Origin of the sequence: Lascolabacillus sp., from assembly GCF_028696275.1 — a bacterium.
In the GTDB taxonomy this organism is placed as follows: Bacteria; Bacteroidota; Bacteroidia; order Bacteroidales; family Dysgonomonadaceae; genus Proteiniphilum; species Proteiniphilum massiliensis.
Window position 1 is genome coordinate 52766 of the sequence record NZ_JAQVHI010000007.1, and the last position, 20947, is coordinate 73712.

The 20947-nt window shown below is 39.1% G+C and carries 14 protein-coding genes; 12 read left to right on the forward strand and 2 right to left on the reverse strand.

Annotated features, from left to right (window positions below):
• The first annotated feature begins 49 nt into the window (after window positions 1-49).
• A complete protein-coding gene (locus PHO43_RS03505; protein ID WP_288009709.1) occupies window positions 50-1765 on the forward strand; it encodes an alanine/glycine:cation symporter family protein in 1716 nt (571 codons plus the stop codon).
• Between the two features lie 41 nt (window positions 1766-1806).
• On the opposite strand, the gene PHO43_RS03510 is transcribed toward PHO43_RS03505, so the two are convergent.
• Complete coding sequence (locus tag PHO43_RS03510) at window positions 1807-2595, reverse strand: SDR family oxidoreductase (RefSeq protein ID WP_045089027.1); 789 nt, start codon at window positions 2593-2595, stop codon at window positions 1807-1809.
• Window positions 2596-2716: 121 nt separating this feature from the next.
• On the opposite strand from PHO43_RS03510, the gene metG reads away from it, so the two are divergent.
• From metG to PHO43_RS03545, 7 genes are all read left to right on the forward strand, one after another.
• Entirely contained in the window at window positions 2717-4783 is a 2067-nt protein-coding gene (metG, locus tag PHO43_RS03515; protein WP_045089026.1) for a methionine--tRNA ligase, read from the forward strand.
• A gap of 118 nt (window positions 4784-4901) precedes the next feature.
• Window positions 4902-5456: a hypothetical protein gene (locus tag PHO43_RS03520; protein ID WP_288009704.1), complete on the forward strand. Its 555-nt coding sequence runs from the start codon at window positions 4902-4904 to the stop codon at window positions 5454-5456.
• 95 nt (window positions 5457-5551) lie between these two features.
• Window positions 5552-6277 carry a 3-keto-disaccharide hydrolase gene (locus tag PHO43_RS03525; protein WP_288011311.1) on the forward strand — a complete coding sequence of 242 codons (726 nt, stop codon included), beginning with the start codon at window positions 5552-5554 and terminating at the stop codon, window positions 6275-6277.
• A 64-nt stretch (window positions 6278-6341) separates the two neighbouring features.
• Window positions 6342-8879 carry a YfhO family protein gene (locus tag PHO43_RS03530; RefSeq protein ID WP_288009699.1) on the forward strand — a complete coding sequence of 846 codons (2538 nt, stop codon included), beginning with the start codon at window positions 6342-6344 and terminating at the stop codon, window positions 8877-8879.
• Between the two features lie 25 nt (window positions 8880-8904).
• Window positions 8905-9723, forward strand: a complete 819-nt coding sequence (locus tag PHO43_RS03535; protein ID WP_288011314.1) for a copper resistance protein NlpE N-terminal domain-containing protein — start codon at window positions 8905-8907, stop codon at window positions 9721-9723.
• Between the two features lie 149 nt (window positions 9724-9872).
• Entirely contained in the window at window positions 9873-10862 is a 990-nt protein-coding gene (locus tag PHO43_RS03540) for a metallophosphoesterase family protein (RefSeq protein WP_053826740.1), read from the forward strand.
• 23 nt (window positions 10863-10885) lie between these two features.
• Window positions 10886-11533 (forward strand): HAD family hydrolase, encoded by a 648-nt coding sequence (locus PHO43_RS03545; RefSeq protein ID WP_074010744.1) that lies wholly within the window; start codon window positions 10886-10888, stop codon window positions 11531-11533.
• A gap of 4 nt (window positions 11534-11537) precedes the next feature.
• On the opposite strand, the gene PHO43_RS03550 is transcribed toward PHO43_RS03545, so the two are convergent.
• Window positions 11538-14453: a PD-(D/E)XK nuclease family protein gene (locus PHO43_RS03550; RefSeq protein WP_288009691.1), complete on the reverse strand. Its 2916-nt coding sequence runs from the start codon at window positions 14451-14453 to the stop codon at window positions 11538-11540.
• A 143-nt stretch (window positions 14454-14596) separates the two neighbouring features.
• On the opposite strand from PHO43_RS03550, the gene PHO43_RS03555 reads away from it, so the two are divergent.
• The 4 genes from PHO43_RS03555 to PHO43_RS03570 all read left to right on the forward strand — a co-directional run.
• Complete coding sequence (locus PHO43_RS03555) at window positions 14597-15139, forward strand: RNA polymerase sigma factor (protein WP_053826743.1); 543 nt, start codon at window positions 14597-14599, stop codon at window positions 15137-15139.
• Window positions 15140-15306: 167 nt separating this feature from the next.
• Complete coding sequence (locus PHO43_RS03560) at window positions 15307-16494, forward strand: FecR family protein (protein WP_052673073.1); 1188 nt, start codon at window positions 15307-15309, stop codon at window positions 16492-16494.
• 490 nt (window positions 16495-16984) lie between these two features.
• Complete coding sequence (locus PHO43_RS03565; RefSeq protein WP_154904867.1) at window positions 16985-19921, forward strand: SusC/RagA family TonB-linked outer membrane protein; 2937 nt, start codon at window positions 16985-16987, stop codon at window positions 19919-19921.
• A gap of 14 nt (window positions 19922-19935) precedes the next feature.
• Window positions 19936-20947, forward strand: a 1012-nt coding sequence (locus tag PHO43_RS03570) for a RagB/SusD family nutrient uptake outer membrane protein (protein ID WP_288011317.1), incomplete at its 3' end; no start/stop codon positions are given.

Genomic DNA, 20947 nt, shown 5'->3' on the forward strand with positions numbered 1-20947 from the left:
ATATTTGAATTTTTGTATAATTATTTTCTCACCATTATTCTGCTTATATATGCAGCAACTCAACGAGATCTTTACAACATTACATCAATACATCGGAGGTAACAACTGGTTTATTTTCCTTCTTTTAGGAACAGGATTGTTTTTCACTCTATATCTAAAATTTCCTCAAATAAGATACTTCAGACATGCTGTCAGGGTGGTAAGAGGCAAATATGATAGAATTACAGACAAAGGAGATACCACCCATTTTCAGTCGCTGGCAACTGCACTCTCAGGAACAGTTGGCACAGGTAACATTGCCGGAGTTGCCCTGGCTGTTCATTTAGGAGGACCGGCTGCCCTGTTCTGGATGTTGGTTACAGCATTTCTGGGTATGTGTACTAAGTTTGTTGAAGTTACTCTTTCTCATAAATATCGCGAGTTTGATGAGAAAGGAATGGTTGCGGGTGGACCCATGTATTTCATGAGGAAGCGACTAAACATCCCTTTGAAGAACAATAAAATGATAAAAACCGGTTACTGGCTGGGTGGTTTTTTTGCAATTGCAACTGTACTTTCATCTTTTGGAACCGGAAGTCTGCCTCAAATAAACAGTATTTCCAATGCTATATTTGCCACTTTTGGAGTTCAGCATATAATCACTGGTGCTGTAATGGCTGTATTACTGGCTCTTATAATTATTGGAGGTATACGCCGCATTGCTAGTGTTACTGAAAAACTTGTTCCTTTCATGGCCATCATCTATTTTCTAACCGCAATTGCAATAATAGCTTCAAATTATCAAAATATTATTCCTTCATTTTTATCAATATTTGAGAATGTATTCACAGGCACTTCAGCTATAGGTGGATTTCTAGGTGCCGGATTCGCTTTTGCATTCAATAATGGGGTAAACAGGGGACTCTTTTCCAATGAGGCGGGACAAGGCTCTGCTCCAATTGCACACGCTGCTGCAAAAGCACATGAGCCTGTTTCGGAAGGTATTGTTGCCATTCTTGAGCCATTCATTGATACTGTCATTATCTGTTTTCTTACCGGAATGGTTATTCTTTCATCCGGAGTTTGGAGTGAAAAGGTTCCCAATCAGTTTCAGAAAACAGATATTATTGTGCTGGCAGGGAGCTATACTGAATCAAGTGAAGATAATGTTGCAAAACTGAGTAATTATCTGAATAACAAATCTGATATTCCGCTTTACACAGGTACTTTAACAGTCATCGATGGTAAAATCCTTGACAATAACTCCATTATTCATGCCCGATCTCTTGCAGAAGATATAGTGGTAAAAAAAGGAGGTGTGTTATATAGTGGCGAAATAGTTGTAACAAATGGAAGTGTAGCTGATACGCCCAATGATCTTATTTTCAGTGGCAAATCACTTATTCATAGTGCGCCACTCACCACTCTTGCTTATACACAGAGCTTTCTTGGTGAATCTGGCAAATACGTGGTAGCTATCGGATTACTTCTATTTGCGTTCTCAACTGCAATTGCATGGTCATATTATGGCGACAGGGCAATCACCTACCTTATTGGGGCAAAATATGTTATGATTTACAGGATAATATTTGTTATGGCATTCTTTATTGCATCGTTTGTAGATACAACAATAATCTGGAACCTGTCGATGCTTACAGTAGCCTTTATGACAGTTCCAAATCTGATCGGCCTGTTAATACTGCACAAAGAGGTTAAGTCTGTAATAGGAAGTTACTGGGTTGATTTCCGTAAGGAGCATCCCAATGAAAAGGTTCCAAAAGAATAAAAAGATTCCAGATGTGTATCTAATTCAGAAAAGTCTTAAAATCAAAGCAAACCACTAACCAGTCCACCATCAATCTGAATAGTGGTACCTGTAACTGATCGTGCCTGATCTGAACATAGATAACAAACCATCTCACCCAACTCCATTGGATCCATATATCGCTTATGAGGAAAATCTTCAATTGCCCTCCTCTCATACTCCTCAACAGAGATATTTTCTGCTTCAGCACCCCTGTTTATCAGTTGAGTTATGCGATCAGTTTTAAAGTAACCGGGACAAACTGTATTCACTGTTATTCCTTTTGGGATCAGATCTCTGCTGATAGTCTTGGCGTAACTAACTACTGCTGAACGGAATATATTCGACAATACAATATTTGGCAACGGCTCTTTAACACTTACCGATGCAATATTAATAATTCTGCCCCACCCCTTTTTCTCCATATAAGGCAGGCAAAGATTTATCATACGTATATTGTATTTTAAAACTGAATTATAAGCCTCATCCATATCATCCTCAGAAACTTCACGAAACGTACCCGGTTTTGGTCCCCCTGAATTATTTATCAGTATATCAACACCACCAAACTTTTCAATAGTAGCACTTACTATTCTCCGGTTATCATCTGCAACAGACATATCAGCAGTAAGCGCCAGTGTCTCAACTCCATGTGCTTCTATCTCCATCTCTGTTTTTTTCAAAGCCTCAACGTTTCTTGCACATATTACAACATTTACCCCCTCACGTGCAAGAGAAACAGCACATGCTTTGCCCAAACCCTTACTGCTGCCGCCAATAATTGCGGTCTTTCCTTTTAAATTTAAGTTCATAGCTTAATTACAAATTTCCGTTTATTCATCCAAACTGCACAGGATAAGTAATAAGTGGAACCAAATTTAAACAAATATATTTATGATTTTGTCTATCTTTGCAACTTAATTAATACATGACATGTCAAAACAATTTAAACGTACACTGATTACATCTGCACTGCCATATGCCAATGGTCCGGTGCATATTGGTCACCTCGCCGGTGTTTATGTTCCTTCTGATATTTATGCCCGCTATCTAAGGCTGAAAGGTGAAGAGGTTCTCTTTATTGGAGGATCTGATGAACATGGTATTCCTATTACAATAAAGGCCCGCAAAGAGGGTGTAACGCCACAGGATATTGTGGACCGATATCATGAATTGATTAAAAAGTCATTTAAGGAGTTCGGAATAACTTTCGATATATACTCTCGCACCACCTCTGAAATTCATAAGGAAACAGCTTCAGATTTTTTCCGCAAACTTTATGAAAAAGGTGAATTCAGTGAACAGGAGAGTGAGCAATATTATGATGAAGAGGCACAGCAGTTTCTTGCTGACAGATATATCACAGGCACTTGTCCCCATTGCGGCAACGAAAACGCATATGGTGATCAGTGTGAACAGTGTGGCACATCACTAAGTCCCAACGATCTTATCAATCCTAAATCAACACTAAGTGGCAGCGTACCGGTTATGCGCAAGACAAAGCATTGGTATCTCCCGCTGGACAAACATGAATCATGGCTGCGCCAATGGATATTGGAAGAGCACAAAGAGTGGAAGAGTAACGTATACGGTCAGTGCAAATCGTGGCTCGATCTTGGATTGCAGCCTCGTGCTGTGAGTCGCGACCTCGACTGGGGTGTCCCTGTGCCGGTAGAAGGAGCCGAGGGCAAAGTACTTTATGTATGGTTTGATGCTCCAATAGGATATATATCTAATACAAAAGAGCTTCTGCCTGACGATTGGGAGAAATGGTGGAAAGATGAAGATACCCGTCTGATTCATTTCATCGGAAAAGACAACATAGTGTTCCATTGTATTGTATTTCCTGCAATGTTAAAAGCCGAGGGCAGCTACATATTGCCTGATAATGTACCTTCAAACGAGTTCATGAATCTGGAGGGTGATAAGATATCAACCTCACGCAACTGGGCAGTTTGGCTTCACGAATACCTAGAAGAGTTCCCGGGTAAACAGGATGCACTTCGTTATACACTTACTGCAAATGCACCTGAAACCAAAGATAACGATTTCACATGGAAAGATTTTCAAGCCCATAACAATAATGTACTGGTAGCTGTGCTTGGTAATTTCGTAAACAGAGCAATGGTGCTTACTCAGAAATATTTCGATAATAAAGTGCCTGCTATAGGTGAGTTGACCGATCTTGACCGTGAGGCTATAGCAGAGGCTAAAAAAGTTAAGGAGGCTGTTGAGTATAATCTGAACAACTTCCATTTCAGAGAGGCGCAGAAAGAGGCTATGAATCTTGCTCGTATCGGTAATAAATATCTTGCTGATGCTGAGCCATGGAAGACTGCCAAAAGCGACATGAATCGCACTGCAACAATTCTTAATATCTCTTTGCAGATTACTGCTAATCTTGCAATTGTGACTGAACCATTCCTGCCTTTCACAGCAGAGAAGATTCTCTCATTCCTCAATATAGAACACATCAACTGGGATATGTTAGGTAGCTTCGACCTGCTTTCAGAAGGCCATACATTGGGCAAGTCTGAACTCCTTTTTGAAAAGATTGAGGATGAAGTGGTTGAAAAACAGGTTCAGAAGCTTCACGATACAAAGAAACTTAACGAAGCTGAAAATGAGAAAACAGTTGCAGCTGAGAAGTCGGCAGTAAAACCTGTTAAGCCTACTATTGATTTTGATGATTTCGAAAAACTTGATATCCGTGTTGGTACTGTTATCGAGTGTGAGAAAGTGCCTAAAACTGATAAGCTCCTTAGATTCCTTCTCGATGATGGATTGCAACAAAGAACAATATTATCAGGAATCGCAGCATACTATCCAAACCCAGCAGAGCTGGTGGGTAAGCAGGTCTGCTTTATTGCAAATCTGGCTCCAAGAAAGATGCGAGGGTTTGTATCAGAAGGAATGATTCTTTCAGCTGAAAACAGTGATGGAACCCTAGCACTGGTAACACCTTCCAAAGATGTTGACCCTGGAAGTCAGGTAGTATGATTAAGTTAATTTAACTAGCAACTTTGTAACTATTGGTATAGTTATTAATCTATCAAATAGTGCTCTTAATAAATGTTTTATTTAAAGAGTAAAGTATAAATCTTTTAATAACTTTTTTATGAAAAAACATCTATTATTGATTTTTGCTCTGTTTGTTAGCTTATCAATGTTTTCTCAGAGAACCTACCGTGCTTTTGGATGGAAATTGACAAAAGATATTCCTAAGAATGAGCTGAAGATTAATCTGGGAACCTCTATCTTCGCTTCATTCCCTGAAATTGCGTATGAGAGGATTATAAATTCAGATCTCAGCGCAGGTGCTTCTCTGGGTGTTTCTCTTGATGATATTTACGCAACTGACTTACTTTTCACCCCGTACGTGCGATGGTTTTTTGGAGGCAATCAGGAAAACCTTCAGAAATATGGTGCAGGTTTCTTTATTGAGGCAAACGGTGGTATATTCACAAAAGAGAAAGAAACAATATACTATGAGAATGAAACCTTCGCCGCTGTATATGACAACGTTACAGGAGCTGGAGTGGGACTTGCTCTGGGCTGGAAGTACCTGTCAGGCAATAACTGGGTAGGTGAGATATATGCCGGAGGGGGACGAGACTTCGTAAATGGCGGAGGTTATCCTCGTCTGGGTATTACCATTGGAAAAAGATTCTAAAGAACCATCAATTTATACAATTACAATTTTTTAATTAAAAAAACATGAAAGCATTAGGTACATTGATTTTATTGAATTTTTTATTTGTCTTTACTATGAATTCGCAGGATAGACAATATCCTGAACAGGCACGTATGAGACCTGAAATGAGTGAATACTGGCAACCTCAGCCACCTGTGGTTACTCCGGGCAACAGATCACAAGCGCCAGCTGCTGCACCTTCTGATGCTATAGTATTGTTTGATGGCAAGGATCTGTCTGAGTGGCAAAACAGCAAGGGTGAAGCGGCAGGATGGACTGTTCACGATGGTGTGTTTACTGTTAAAAAAGGTACTGGTGATATTCAGACAAAAAGGGAGTTCAACGATTTCCAGCTGCACCTCGAATGGCTTATACCGGAAGGCATTACAGGCGAAAGTCAGGCTCGCGGAAATAGCGGGGTATTCCTGCAGGGAATGTATGAGATTCAGATACTTGACTGCTATCAAAATGAGACATATGTGAATGGCCAAACAGGTAGTGTTTATAAACAGACTCCTCCACTGGTAAATGCAATGAACCGTCCGGGTGAATGGAATACATATGATATAATATATACTGCTCCAACATTCAAAGCTGACGGAACTTACCGCACACATCCAAGGGTAACTGTTATACAGAATGGTGTAGTTCTGCAAAATAATACAATCATACTTGGAACAACAGAATATATTGGTTTCCCAAAAGTTGTTGTGCATGGTGCAGGGCCAATCAGACTGCAAGACCATGGCGATCCGAGTGCTCCAATAAGTTTCAGAAATATTTGGATAAGGGAACTTTAATTAATTGATTTATCACAATTAAATGTAAATTTGTGGTTTAATATAAAACTGCAAAGGATAGATCATGCAAATAAGTGGCAATATCAGAAAGTTAATTCCCGACCTGATAGTTATAGCGGGATTCATTATTATTTCATTCATATATTTTGCTCCGGCTGTAATAGACGGGCGGGTAATTGCTCAGCACGACTCACTTGCCGCTATAGGACAGGGACAGGAACAGCGTGACTATATGGAACGTCATGATGGCGAGCGCACTCGCTGGAACATTTCAATGTTCAGTGGTATGCCATCATATCAGATGAGCCCCACTTACAACTCCTCAAAGCCTCTGGATAGTGCCAAAGAGCTCTATTCTCTGTTTTTACCAAATTACGTCTACCTGATGTTCATAATGCTCATCGGATTTTATATTCTGATGCGGGCATTCAGGGCTTCTCCGCTGATTAGTGCACTGGGAGCGGTAATATGGACATTCTCATCCTATTTCTTTATTCTTATTTCGGCAGGACATATATGGAAATTCATCACATTGGCCTATATACCTCCTACAATTGCCGGTATGGTTTATGTTTACAGGAAGAGGTATCTTTTGGGAGGACTACTCTTCATGATCTTCGTGGCTTTCCAGATTTCGGCAAATCACATACAGATGAGTTATTACTTCCTGTTCCTGATGCTTTTCATGGTTATAGCTTTCTTTGTTGATGCATATAAAAAAAGGGAGTTGCCTAATTTCTTCAAAGCAACGGGAGTACTGATAATAGCGGGAATCATTGGTGTAGCGGCAAACTCAAGCAATCTCTATCATACATATGAGTATTCAAAAGAGACAATGCGAGGGAAGTCGGAGCTCTCCCACCATGAGGAGGCAAACACAACGGACAACGGACTAGAACGTGACTATATCACTGCCTGGAGCTACGGAATTGGTGAAACATGGACATTGCTTGTTCCCAACACTAAAGGTGGAGCATCAGTGCCTCTTTCTCAAAATGAGAAGGCAATGAGCAAAGCACGCCCGGAATATTATCAGATTTATCAGCAGATAGGCCAGTACTGGGGTGATCAGCCCGGCACTTCCGGTCCCGTTTATGCAGGCGCTTTTGTTCTTGCACTTTTTATATTAGGTCTGTTTATCGTGAAGGGGCCCGTTAAATGGGCACTCCTTACAGGTACAATTTTCTCCATACTCCTTTCATGGGGGAAAAACTTTATGCCACTGACCGACTTCTTCATCGATTATATTCCGATGTATAATAAGTTTCGTGCCGTATCATCTATTCTGGTAGTTGCTGAATTTTGCATTCCATTACTTGCTGCTCTTACAGTTAAAGAGATAGTTCATAAACCGGAAGTACTAAAAAACAATCTGAAGTATTTATATATAAGTCTCGGTTTAACCGGTGGCTTAGCATTGCTTTTTGCTATTGCACCAAAGATATTCTTCCCATCCTATATCTCGGCTAACGAGATGCAGGCTATTAGTCAGGCTGTACCACCCATTCATATTCAACCATTAGTGGCAAACCTGACGGAGATGCGTCTGTCACTGTTCACTGCAGATGCCTTAAGAAGCTTTATAATTGTAGCAATAGGTGGATTGATATTATGGCTCTTTCTGCAGAAGAAGATTAAAGCTACATGGACTGTAGCTGGTATTCTTTTACTTTGCCTTGCAGATATGTGGGATGTGAACAGACGTTATCTCAACGATGATGATTTTGTCTATAAATCAAGTCAGGAGCAACTTTTCACATTAACTCCAACAGATCAGCATATTCTGCAGGATACCACCAAATATTACAGAGTGCTTAATCTTGCAACAAGTACATTTAACGATGGTATTACTCCGTATCACCATAAGGTTATTGGAGGTTATCATGCAGCTAAACTAAGACGTTATCAGGATCTTATCGATGTATACCTTACAGATGAATTGATGAATATCCATTATGCTGTAATCACATCAGCAGGTAATCTTGATTCAGTGGATACAAACGGTTTTAAGGTACTCAATATGCTCAACACCAAATGGGTTATACTTCCCTCTCAGGAAGGGGCAAATATACCTGTGGAAAATCCACATGCGATGGGCAACGCATGGTTTGTTGATGAGATTCTTTTTGTAAATAATGCAGATGAAGAGATAGAGGTATTAGGAAGTATCGATCTGAGCAGTGTTGCTGTAGCTGACAAAAAGTATGAGCCCATACTTGATAATTTTAAACAGGGGTTCAGACCTGCTAAGGCTGATTCAGCATCAACGATTATGCTTACTGATTACGACTCAGATTTTCTAATCTACTCTGTTGATGCAAAAAAAGATGAGTTGGCCATCTTCTCTGAGGTGTATTATCCAAAAGGGTGGCAGATAACAATTGATGGGGAACCGGCTGAGATGTTAAGGGCTAACTATACGCTTCGCGCATTACCTATTCCTCAAGGAAAACATACTGTTGAATTCCGCTTCGATCCCGAAAGCATAAAAGTGACAGACAGAATTGCATATGGTGCTCTGCTAATTATGTTGCTGACAGCAGTTGTTATTTTTATAAATGCAATTAAAAGAAATAAAACCAAAATCAAAAAAGATTATTAACAAACCAATTAAAACAACAAAAACTATGAGAAAAATTATTTTACTTCTGATGATTTTATTTGTAGTAGCATCTGCCTGCAACACCGGTAAAAAAACCTCAAGCGGTACTGAATTGTCTGCAGAGTTTGCAGCAGAACATAGTAGCAGAAACTCCTTAGATTGGGCAGGAGTTTATAGAGGTACACTGCCTTGTGCCGACTGCGAGGGTATTGTTACAGAAATACGTTTAAATAGTGATAACAGCTTTGAAAGGATAATGGACTATCTGGGTAAGGGAGATGATAAACTTCGCGAATCAGGTAGTTTCGATTGGGATGAAACAGGAGGTAAAATTATAATCACTGATAAATCTTCAGATACCAAAGAGTGGTACAAGGTTGGTGAAAACAGACTGATTGCACTAGATATCGATGGCAACAGGATAGAGAGCTCAATCCCACAAGAGATGTATGTACTGAATAAAATCGACATTGACAATGTTGTAACTGAAAAATACTGGAAATTAATTGAATTAAACGGTAAGAGTATTCAGTCGTCAGCCAATGAAACAGGAAGAGAGGCTCATTTTATTCTCCATAGTAATGAAAACAGAATTACAGGCAACAGCGGATGTAACAATATGATGGGCAGCTATGAACTTACAGAGGGTTCTGCACAGCAGGGAGAGATAAAATTTTCACCTCTTGCAGCAACAAGAATGGCATGTTTAGATGCTGAATACGAGCATGAATATCTTTTAATATTTGATGGAAGCAAAAAATACTCTATAGAAAACGATACTCTTTCACTTTTTTCTGACGGAGACACACCTGTTGCAAAATTTGTAGCTGTATACCTAAGGTAATATATTCTTACCTCGCTCTTATATTGCTCTTACCTCGCTCTTATAAACCTTATAGTTATAAGAGCCAACCAAGAATAAAACAGGTCACAGGTTAAATCAATATATTAATCATTCACTACTGTGCTGGTGATATAACTATTAAAATAATTATGCAGTCAAAAATTATCACAGCCTTTATTGCTGTTTCTCTAAGCATCTCGATGAGTGCACAAAAACTATCCTTCAACAAAGAGGGCGAATTTAAAGTTGTACAGTTTACTGATATGCATTATGTGCATGGAAACCCTAAATCAGATACAACACTTTTGTTAGTCCCATATATACTTGATAGTGAAAAGCCTGATCTTGTTGTTTTTACTGGTGACATTGTTACAGGCTCTGTAGAAGGATGGGATGTTATCACAAAATATGTAATCGATCGGGAAATACCATTTGCTGTTACCCTTGGCAATCACGATCATGAGAATGGCGTTACAAGGGAAGAGATTGCTGAACTTGTCACCTCTTACCCCTTTAATGTAAACAGTATTAATAATATCGGAGGAAGGGTACTGAATGATGCAATACCTGTCTACCACAGTGAAAAGCATCTTAACCCGGCTGCTCTTATCTATTGCTTCGATTCGGGAGCATATTCCACGATTGATGGTGTGGGTGGTTATGGATGGATTACTACTGATCAGATTGAGTGGTATAAGAAACAGAGTATGCATTACACTGTTCAGAACAACTTCAATCCTCTGCCTGCTTTGGCCTATTTTCATATACCGCTGCCTGAATACCGCACAGCATTTAATGATAAGAAGAATATCTCTTTTGGTGAAAGAAATGAGGACGAGTGCAGTTCTGAACTTAACTCAGGAATGTTTCTTGCAATGAAAGAGATGAAGGATATTATGGCAACATTTGTTGGGCATGAGCATATAAATGATTATATTGTCAACTTTTATAATATCGCACTTGCTTATGGACATTTCAGCGGCTGGACTACAACCTATACTCCTAAACCTGCGGTTAATGGTGTGAGGGTTGTTGTACTCAAAGAGGGTAAGCGTGAGTTTGTTACATGGTTGCATCAGATGGATGGAACAATAAAGCATAAGGTTACTTACCCTGATCACTTTGAGAAGATGCCCTGAAAATAATAAAAGATTAAATTAAGATGACAGATTTTAAAACGTATTTATTTGATATGGATGGTGTGGTTATCGATTCTGAGAAGCTGCACCTGAAAGCTATGGACTTATCACTGGAGAAACACAATGTAGTATATGATAAGTCAATCTTGAATAAATTTGTGGGGAAATCTGATGAATCTTTCTTTAGGTATATTTATTATAACTTTGACAACAGAGTAGATGTAGAGAAGCTGCTTGAAGAGAAGAACAGATTTTTTGAAGGAATGCTGAAGGAGCTCGAGTATGTTGATGGATTTACCGAGTTTATAAAGGTTATCGGTATGAAAAATATTCAGAAGGGACTGGTTACCTCTTCTTCTAAATTCACTGTAAAAAAGATTGATGAGCTTCTTGATATAACTCATAATTTTGAGGTGATTATAGCAGAGGAAGATACTCAAAAGCATAAGCCGGAACCCGATCCATATCTTCTGGCATTAGAGAGGTTAGAGGCTGATAAATCAATGACACTGGTCATTGAGGACTCTCTTAACGGGATTGCATCAGCTAAGTCAGCCGGCTGTGTGGTGGCGGGACTTACAACATCTTTCGATGCAAAAACATTATTGATTGCGGGAGCTGATTTTGTTGTGGACAGCTACGCTGAGTTACAGAAAAGATTAAATTTATAATCTGCTATTTATTGCAGATTCCTTTAAACGCACACCATTTACAGTTTTCGTTGTTTTTTGTCTGATAGAAGGGAATTTCCGGACTGAAAATCTCTTCTATCAGTTCATTGAACATTTCCGTAAACTCAGGTAGATATTCTGCAAGGTTACTAACAACTTTTTTATCTACTTTAATTGTGGGATTGAAATCTTTGAATACTTCCCGCAGATAGTAGACTGCCGGAGATAGCTCAACAGAAGGGTTCTCGAGCAGGTAGAACAGGCCATACACAAAAACCTGAAGTATCTGGCTTGGGCGTTTGGATTTGGAGTCATCAAACAGTTCCGGGATATCTTTAACAGTTGTCTTCCCTGCTCCGGTCTTATAGTCGATAATTCTAACAGAACCCCCTACTCTGTCGATTCTGTCAATACTTCCCTTAAAGTTGACAGTAAGCTCGTCGTTCAACTTATACTCCCTGTTGAAACGATACTCAGAACTGATATAGGTGAATGGAGCAAACTGCTTATCTATATTTAATGTCTGCTTCACATAACTCCTCAGGATTTCACCTATAAGGTAGTACTGTCCTTCAAGCGGGCGTGGATTGTCACTGTCTTTAAAATAGTATTGTGCAAATGTTTTTTCAATAATAGCTGTGAGGTAGCTATCATCTTTTATTATCTCGTTGAGTACATCAATTGTCACTACACTATTTTTATACCTTTGATAGATTATCTCCATCAGGCGGTGGAAAATTGATCCGAACACGTCAGATTCAACAGATTCCTGTACTTCCGACTCCTCGGAGAGTCCCTCTATTGCTGTAAAGTAAAACTTTAGCGGACAATCAATATAGTTATTGATAAGTGATGCTGAAAGAGATTTACTTCCACCTTGACGGAATTCTCTTAGCTTCTCCATAATAATATCGGTTTTGTCAACTGACACAGGTGCAATCTGTGGTGTTGTAACATCATAAGTTACAACACGCTCAGAGATATCAAAATAGTCGTTATAGAGGTACTTCAGCTGATAGAAATAGCGACTTACTTCACCCGACTGCAAACCATCGCTTCTTGTATCGTAGAGTAGGTAAATGTTTTTGGGGCGACTGATCATCCTGTAGAAGTGATATGCATATACACTATCCTGGTGCTCATAAACAGGCAGTCCGAACCCTTTACGTAAAGTGATTGGGATAAATGAGTTGGCACTATTCTTCAGTGGAAATACACCCTCATTAAACGAGAGAATTATCAAATTCTCAAAATCAACAGCCCTAGTTTCGAGTACACCCATAACCTGCAGTCCAGACAATGGTTCACCCTTGAAAGAGACAGTAATATTGTGTGCCAGCTTCTTGAGAAGTCTGAAGTATGTATCTATACTCATATTTCCGGCTTCACTCAATGTATCCTGCAATCTTGTAACAGTCTTATAATACTGAACTATAAACTCACGCTCCAGATCGTCGGTACCTGCACTACTCATATCTGCATCAATCTCCTCCTCTACCGATAGATCACCCGGTTGCATTTTTTCCATATCAGCATGCTTCTCCGCGGTTAAACTATTATATAGAGTAGACAATATTTCATGCAGATATCCGCCAATCTTACGCCAGTCGTCAATAGGTGTAAATATAAGTCTTAGCAAACTGTTTGTAGGAATTTCAGAAACAGGAACAACTATCCTGTTATATTTGAGAATATGACTTTTGAGCTGTTCAGAATCTGGTCCGGCAGATCTGCTCACCAAAGGGTGATTAAGAACAGCATTTACATAACGGTGATAAAAAGCATCTTCCCCATTCCATTTTCTCAGGTTTTGCTGCATTAAAGAGAGATGATTTATAAGTCCCGCTATTGATGAATTAGACAAGCTATATCCCATTGTTACATTTATTTTGTCTATCTCTTCAGGAATAGAGTAAAGTACAGGTAAAAGGAGATTCTCATCAGGAAGAACAATTGCCGTATTAATAGCCTCATCCGGATCAGCAATATCATTTGATTTAATCAGATCCTGAATCACCTGAGTTATAAATTTAGCCTGTCCCACGCCAGAGGGAACGCCAATAACCTCCATCTTTGGCTTAATATCAGAAGAGTTGTCAGCAATTTCAAACCTGGAGGGGAAACGAGTCAGATTTTCCTTCACCCTCAACGAGGCACGGTTAAGTTCATCATGAACAAATGGAGAATCGTAGTCCCAATAAAAATCAGCTTTGCCTATACTTTTCAGATGCTTCAGCAGAACCATTTCTGAAGGGGTAAGCGCATTTAATCCCACAAAAACAAAACCATCAGACTGCCACTCATCAACCTCCCTGTCTTTAATATTTTCAGCTACATCTCTAAAAATCATCCCCTCATATGCATGCCCTCTTTCAAGCAATTCTGTTCTGAATGAATCATATAGCTCATATAGTACCTTCCATGTTTCATGAAACTTCTCTTTTGTCTTACTGCCCTCAGCAGGCATGAAGTTTGACCAGAAACGGCGAAGTGCCTCTATCTGATTTTCATCTAGATGAGAGAGATCATCATCGAGAGATCTGAAATTATGAACATTCCTGAAAAGCTGCTTCGCATCTGCCAGATACTTATCGACATCATCAAAATCATTCAACAGCATCTCACCCCAAAAAAGGAAATCGTCGAACGTTTCGTCCGATCCGCTAATCTTTACAAAATGTTTGTATAGCATTACAAGCATCTCAATTCTATCAGCAGGCAGTAGTGAAGAAAGTGAAGAAAAAAGCTCCTGAATTGTAAGCATCCTTGGAGAAAACAGTGGCTTCCCGGCTATCTCTGCAAGATACTTCTGGAAAAACATTGCAGCACGACGATTTGGGAATACAAATGTAAGCTTGTACAGATCAAAACTATACTCACGTAAAAAAACTTCAGCTACTTTATAAAGGAAAGGGGTCATATATATTTTTGCAGGTTACATTACTAATCTCCTTACCTACAAATTTAGTCAATATCTTTTATGTAAAAAGAATATTAATGCATTAACAATCTACATAAACAATTTTTTTCTATAAATTTGTCGGTAATAGCAACCACAACCTAATGACAAGGGGAGTAAATTTTTCATACATAGCCTCTCTATACGATGAATATCTAAACAGTATGTATTCATACGCTATTCATATGGGTTTTAATGAACAGACCGCGATGGATGCTATACACGATGTGTTCTATAAACTCTGCATCAATCAATCGGTACTAAATAATATTTCAAACCATAAATCATACCTGTTAAGAGCGCTAAGAAACCGTCTGATAGACATAAATCGTTCAGACAGAATACAGACAGTTGAAAATACAAAAAAGGAAGAGGATGCTGAGAAGCTTACATTTATGCTTAATGTGACTGTTGAAGATGAACTGATTGAGAAAGAGGCTCAGGATGAGATCAGGCATAAAGTTGAGGAGTATCTTAAAAAACTGAGTGACAGACAGCGGGAAATCATATATCTTAGATTTATAGAGGAACACAGCTATGAGGAGATTGCAGAAATTATGAATATATCTGTGGAATCATCAAGAAATCTGATTAGTAAATCTCTCAGCAAATTAAAAAATCAGAATCTGTTGACATACATTTACTGATTTTATAACCCATCCTATATTACAATAAATCGACCTTAATTGTTAAATTTAAGCAGTTATTCATTTTTCTTTCGAAAAGTGATGATATTTTTTGAATTTAATCGTCTATTATTAAAAGCATCTTAATATACCAAAATGAGAAGCTGTCATTTTTAACATTTTGACTAATGGGATTGAATACAGAAAACAATAAATATATCAATTACCTGAAAGATGAGAAGTTTATTGAGTGGAAACTGCTTCCTAATGATGAGCTGAATAATTTCTGGAGTGATTTTGTAAAAAGCCACCCGGAAGAGAAGGAGAATCTGGAGCTGGCAGACCAACATTTTCATAAAATAAAACTATCTTATTTTGAAATCCCTGAAGAAAAAAGGGTTGAACTGAGAAGGCGACTTAAAAGCTCAGTAGAGAGTTTCAACAGAAAAAGAAGATTAAGAAATTTAGGATATGTTGCAGCTGCCTGTATATCGATTTTGATTATTTCACTTATTTACTTCCAGAGAGGATTTAACCAATCAGCAGATGAGGCTGTTTTTTCACCGGGTTATATTGTAGGGAGTGAATTGGAATCGCAGGATATAATTTTATCGTCAGGAAATAATGTAACCTCTTTTCAGGAAAATATAGATATTCATATTCAGAATGGTAACAGTGCCCGCGTAATAACAGGCGAGAGTGGAGAAAAGGAGGTTAAAATTGCCGATAATACTATGAACAGGCTAATAGTTCCTTATGGTAAAAGATCCAAGATTATATTATCAGATGGAACAAAGGTTTGGCTTAATTCCGGTTCAATTCTTGAGTTTCCTTCTATGTTTGAAGGAAGCAACCGTACAGTTACAATATCAGGAGAGATGTATATTGAGGTGGCTGAAGACAGCAAGCACCCATTTGTAGTTATTGCCCCGGAATTTAATGTGCAGGTACTTGGTACCAAGTTTAATGTAACAGCATATGAAGGCTCAAGCTCATCAGTTGTCCTTGTTGAAGGAAGCGTAGAGCTCAAGTCGTCCGCAGCAAAAGAAGAGATCATTCTTGCACCTAACCAGCAGGCATTACTTTCTGATTCCGGCACCTTCAACAGAAGAGATGTTGACGCCGGTCTTTACACCAGCTGGAAGGATGGTTACCTAACATTTAGCGATACACCCATCATGGAAGCATTAAAACAGATTGAGAGGTATTACAACCTTTCATTCAATTTTGGTGATAATGTGTCATTTGCAGGTTCAGAATGCACAGGTAAAATTATCCTTTCGGACAACCTGGATAATGTGCTGACTGCTCTTTCACTTATCTCTTCCACAAATTATAAACGAGAGAATAATTCAATATTTATCTACAAAAATTAAAACTTATGCCTATGTAAGACAAAAAATGACCTCAAAAAAAGTCGAACGATAGTGCGAATATCGTCCGACAAAGAATTCTAATTACCTAGTATAAAAATAATTAAAATCATACAAATATATGAATAATAACTTTATTGAAGGGGAAAGCCCGGTCGATAATTTAAAACATCTGCTGATAATAATGAGAATAACATTTTGCTTTTTGTTCCTTGGCATTCTGCTCGCACAGGCTGCCCCGGGTTATTCACAGGAGACCGAATTAAATATAGATCTCAAGACTGCATCTATTCAGGAAATACTTGCTGAGATTGAAAGTGAAAGCAATTTCCGTTTTATTTTTGACAGCAATGCAAGGAAGATTATTGGGAAGAGAGTAACTCTATCTGATAATACTCACAAGATTGAGGATATTCTTGATGAAATACTTACTGCTACAGGACTTACGTATAAAATTCTTGATGATCAGGTAGTAATTTACCAGAATGAGGTCATGCAAGCTACGAAAGAAATTGCAAAGACTATTACTCAGATTGAACAGCAAAAAAAGAGAATCTCAGGTAATATAACCGATCAGGCAGGTGAGGCAATCATAGGTGCAAATATTATTGAGGTAGGCACTACAAATGGTACTGTTACTGATATTGATGGTAATTACTCACTGGATGTGGAGGATAATGCTACAATTCAGGTGAGCTACATAGGTTACCATGATCAAACGATAAACACTTCGGGAAGGACAAGCATTAATATTGTTCTTGTGGAAGATACTAAAGCTCTGGATGAACTGGTTGTGATTGGATACGGTACTGTCAGGAGAGGTGATGTGACAACTGCAGTTTCGACTGTTTCTCTGGATGACCTTAATGAGAGACCGATAGTATCGGCAGCTCAGGCAATACAGGGAAAAGCTGCAGGTGTGAATGTTTACAGACCTAGTGGTACACCGGGGGGAGAAATGGTTGTACGTGTCCGTGGTACTACCTCTTTTAATGGTAGCAACGACCCGCTATATGTGGTTGACGGGGTACCTGTGGATAATATTAATTTCCTCTCTCCAACAGACATTTCAGGTATACAGATATTAAAGGATGCTTCTTCTGCTGCTATCTACGGATCGCGTGCAGCTAATGGTGTTGTATTGATAACTACAAAACAGGCAAGCAGTGAGGCTAAGATCTCTGCAACTGTTCAAATGGGTGTAAGCAATGTAAGCAACCCTATTAAATCGCTTAACGCACGCCAGTATAAAGAGCTTATTGATGAGATTCGTCCGGGCGCCATTCCTGAGGGGACTACTGACAGAACCGACTGGTTTAAAGAGGTGTATGGAACTGGTATTACTCAAAATTATCAGCTTCAGGTATCAGATGGTAATGAGAGATTGCGTTACTTTGTTTCGGCTGGTTATCTTGACGAACAGGGTGTTTTAAGCTCAGCTTTTTTCCGCAGATTTAACTTCAGAAGTAATGTGGAGAGCCAGATAAGAAAATGGCTTCATTTTGGGGTAAACGTTTCATATTCAGACAATACAAGCAATGGTGTAACAACAGGTCAGGGATCTAACCGCGGTGGTGTTGTTCTTGCTGTTGTAAATCTTCCTACCTCTGCATTGATCAGGAATGAGAGTACAGGACTATACAACCGACTGTTTTACGGACAAAACATTGCAAACCCAATAGAGGAGATTGAGAATGGAAGAAACAATAAGAATAATGAGAACAGACTTATTGGTTCTGCAAATATGACATTTACTTTTTCGCCTCAGTTAAATCTTAAGTCGACTTTTACAATTGACCGCCGCAATGGTAAGATTACAGGTTTTACACCTCCATCGCACGGATCTGACAGAGATGACTGGGGTAATGCGTGGGATACCCGAAACATGAATACCTTAATGGTATTTGATAATGTTATGACATATAAGAATACATTTAATGAAAGGCATAATCTGGAAGTGATGGCTGGTAGTTCATGGACCGATTCTCAATGGTCGCAGAGCTACATAAACGCTTCTCACTTTAAGGATAGTTCGATCAAAACATTAAATGCTGCAAATAAGATTGCATGGGATAATACAGGTTCAAATGCATCGCAATGGGGAATATTTTCACTGTTTGGGCGTGTATCCTATAACTTTGACAGCAAATATCTGATGACTTTTAATGTTCGTGAGGATGGATCTTCGAAACTGCATCCTGATCACAGGTGGGGCACATTCCCTTCACTTTCTGCCGCATGGCGTCTCTCTTCTGAAGAGTTTATGGAGGATGCTGACTGGGTATCTGATTTGAAGCTAAGAGGTGGTTGGGGTCAGACCGGTAACCAATCGGGTATTGGTGACTTTGCTTACCTGCAGAGATATAATATCACCAGACAGGCTTGGTTTGAGACAGGCAAAACAGATGCTCTTCCTCTTATTACTCAGGCTAACCTGAGAACAACTGACCTGAAATGGGAAACCACCAATCAGTTTAATGTGGGTGTGGATGCAACTCTTTTCAACGACAGGCTTACATTGGCTATGGACTGGTACTACAAACGTACTGAAGATATGCTTATGTATGTTTCTCTGCCTTCAGGAGCTGCTGCAGCCACTCAAATTGTGAGGAATGAGGGTGAGATGACCAACAGAGGTTTTGAGTTCAGCGCCGATTCTCGTAACATGACAGGAAAATTCAGCTGGGACACTAACTTCAATATATCATTTAACAGAAACAGGCTGGAAAGTCTTGAGCTCCAGCAGATATACTACGCTGCCGAAACTACTCAGGCATTCCATCAGACACGTGTTGTTAGAAATGAACCGGGAAGACCTCTTGGTGGATTCTACGGATATATAAGTGATGGTGTTGATCCTGAAACTGGTGAACTGATGTATAGGGATATAAATGAAGATGGCAGGGTGACTGCTTCGGATAAAACCTATATTGGTGATCCTAATCCTCTTTTCACTTATGGATTAACTAACACTCTATCATATAAAGGATTCAACCTTAATATTTTCCTCCAGGGATCAATAGGCAACGATATATTCAATGCTTCGAAAGGCGATACAGAAGGTATGTATGATTTAAAAAATCAGTCGGTTGAAGTACTTAAGCGCTGGCGTACACCAGGGATGATAACAGATATACCAAAAGCCGGTTTTAATCTTCAGCCATCGAGCTACTTTGTTGAAGATGGAAGCTATCTTAGAGTAAAAGATGTATCACTCTCATATAATTTTAGAGGAAACCTCTTGAACAGAGCAGGAATTTCACGGCTTCAGCCTTTTGTAACTGTAAGCAATCTTTTGACAATTACTAAGTACAGCGGTATGGACCCGGAAGTAAACCAATGGGGTAACAGTGGTGCTGTTCAGGGAATTGACTGGGGAACATATCCTCACAGTAAAACTGTTGTTTTTGGTATTAATCTTGAATTTTAAAAAAGCTATTAGTAATGAAAAAAATAAATATAATTTCAATCATATTTGCTTTATTGCTGGCTTCCTGTTCTCTTGATTATGAGCCGCTGGATACATACTCTGATCTTACTGAGGGTATGAGTGATGACAGCGTGCAGGTTGTATTTAAGGATAAAGCTGCTGTATTATCGCACAGACAAACGCTGACTGATCTGTTTAAAAACGGACAGGAACACTGGTATCTTGATATGTTACTGCTTGCAGAATCACATTCTGATAATGCATATGCAGGTTCACCCAACGCTGAGACAACTCCGTTTGAGGTTAACTCTATTGAGGGTTCTAATACCAATCTAAGACGTGACTGGAACGGGCATATGGGTAATATAGCTCAGGCTAACAAAATGATTAACAATGTTGATCTGGTAACAGATGCTTCATTGACCGCAGCAGAGAAAGCTCAGTTTAAGGCTGAAGCTAAGATACTCAGGGCAATGATTTATTTTGATATGGTTAGGATTTGGGGAAATGTTCCATTGGTTATTACCTCTGCAGGTGATATTACTTCAGAAACGATTAAGGATGTTTATCCCGCCTATTTCCCGCCTCAGGTGGATGCTCTTACCATATATCAGCAGATTGAGGAAGATCTTCTTGAGGGTTTACAGAGTGCACCGGTAAATGATCCTACTGACAAAACTAAGTTTACAAAATCTGTTGCTCGTGCTCTGCTTGCTAAGATGTATGCCGAAAAGCCTTTACGTGATTATGATAAAGTAATTCAGTATGCTGATGAGCTTGCAGCCGATGGATTTGCTCTTGAAACTGAATATAGATCTCTTTTTGATGTTGTTTTAACTGATCCCAACTCTCCCCCTTCTCAGGAAAACAGGGCAATAGAGGCAAAGACAAGAAACAGCGTTGAGAGTATTTATGAGGCTCAGTTTTTCCCAGGTAATGCTAACTGGGTGACATGGATGTTTGGAAGACCACTGGATGACTGGAATTTCTACTTCACATGGCTTAAGTGGATTACTCCTTCACGTG

What these genes read in the sequence shown, in the direction of transcription:
- PHO43_RS03530 (WP_288009699.1), top strand. Translation starts at nt 6,342, where the DNA reads ATGCAAATAAGTGGCAATATCAGAAAGTTAATTCCCGACCTGATAGTT.
- PHO43_RS03560 (WP_052673073.1), top strand. Translation starts at nt 15,307, where the DNA reads ATGGGATTGAATACAGAAAACAATAAATATATCAATTACCTGAAAGAT.
- PHO43_RS03540 (WP_053826740.1), top strand. Translation starts at nt 9,873, where the DNA reads ATGCAGTCAAAAATTATCACAGCCTTTATTGCTGTTTCTCTAAGCATC.
- PHO43_RS03545 (WP_074010744.1), top strand. Translation starts at nt 10,886, where the DNA reads ATGACAGATTTTAAAACGTATTTATTTGATATGGATGGTGTGGTTATC.
- PHO43_RS03535 (WP_288011314.1), top strand. Translation starts at nt 8,905, where the DNA reads ATGAGAAAAATTATTTTACTTCTGATGATTTTATTTGTAGTAGCATCT.
- PHO43_RS03505 (WP_288009709.1), top strand. Translation starts at nt 50, where the DNA reads ATGCAGCAACTCAACGAGATCTTTACAACATTACATCAATACATCGGA.
- PHO43_RS03525 (WP_288011311.1), top strand. Translation starts at nt 5,552, where the DNA reads ATGAATTCGCAGGATAGACAATATCCTGAACAGGCACGTATGAGACCT.
- PHO43_RS03510 (WP_045089027.1), bottom strand. Translation starts at nt 2,595, where the DNA reads ATGAACTTAAATTTAAAAGGAAAGACCGCAATTATTGGCGGCAGCAGT.
- PHO43_RS03520 (WP_288009704.1), top strand. Translation starts at nt 4,902, where the DNA reads ATGAAAAAACATCTATTATTGATTTTTGCTCTGTTTGTTAGCTTATCA.
- PHO43_RS03550 (WP_288009691.1), bottom strand. Translation starts at nt 14,453, where the DNA reads ATGACCCCTTTCCTTTATAAAGTAGCTGAAGTTTTTTTACGTGAGTAT.
- metG (WP_045089026.1), top strand. Translation starts at nt 2,717, where the DNA reads ATGTCAAAACAATTTAAACGTACACTGATTACATCTGCACTGCCATAT.
- PHO43_RS03555 (WP_053826743.1), top strand. Translation starts at nt 14,597, where the DNA reads ATGACAAGGGGAGTAAATTTTTCATACATAGCCTCTCTATACGATGAA.
- PHO43_RS03565 (WP_154904867.1), top strand. Translation starts at nt 16,985, where the DNA reads ATGCAAGCTACGAAAGAAATTGCAAAGACTATTACTCAGATTGAACAG.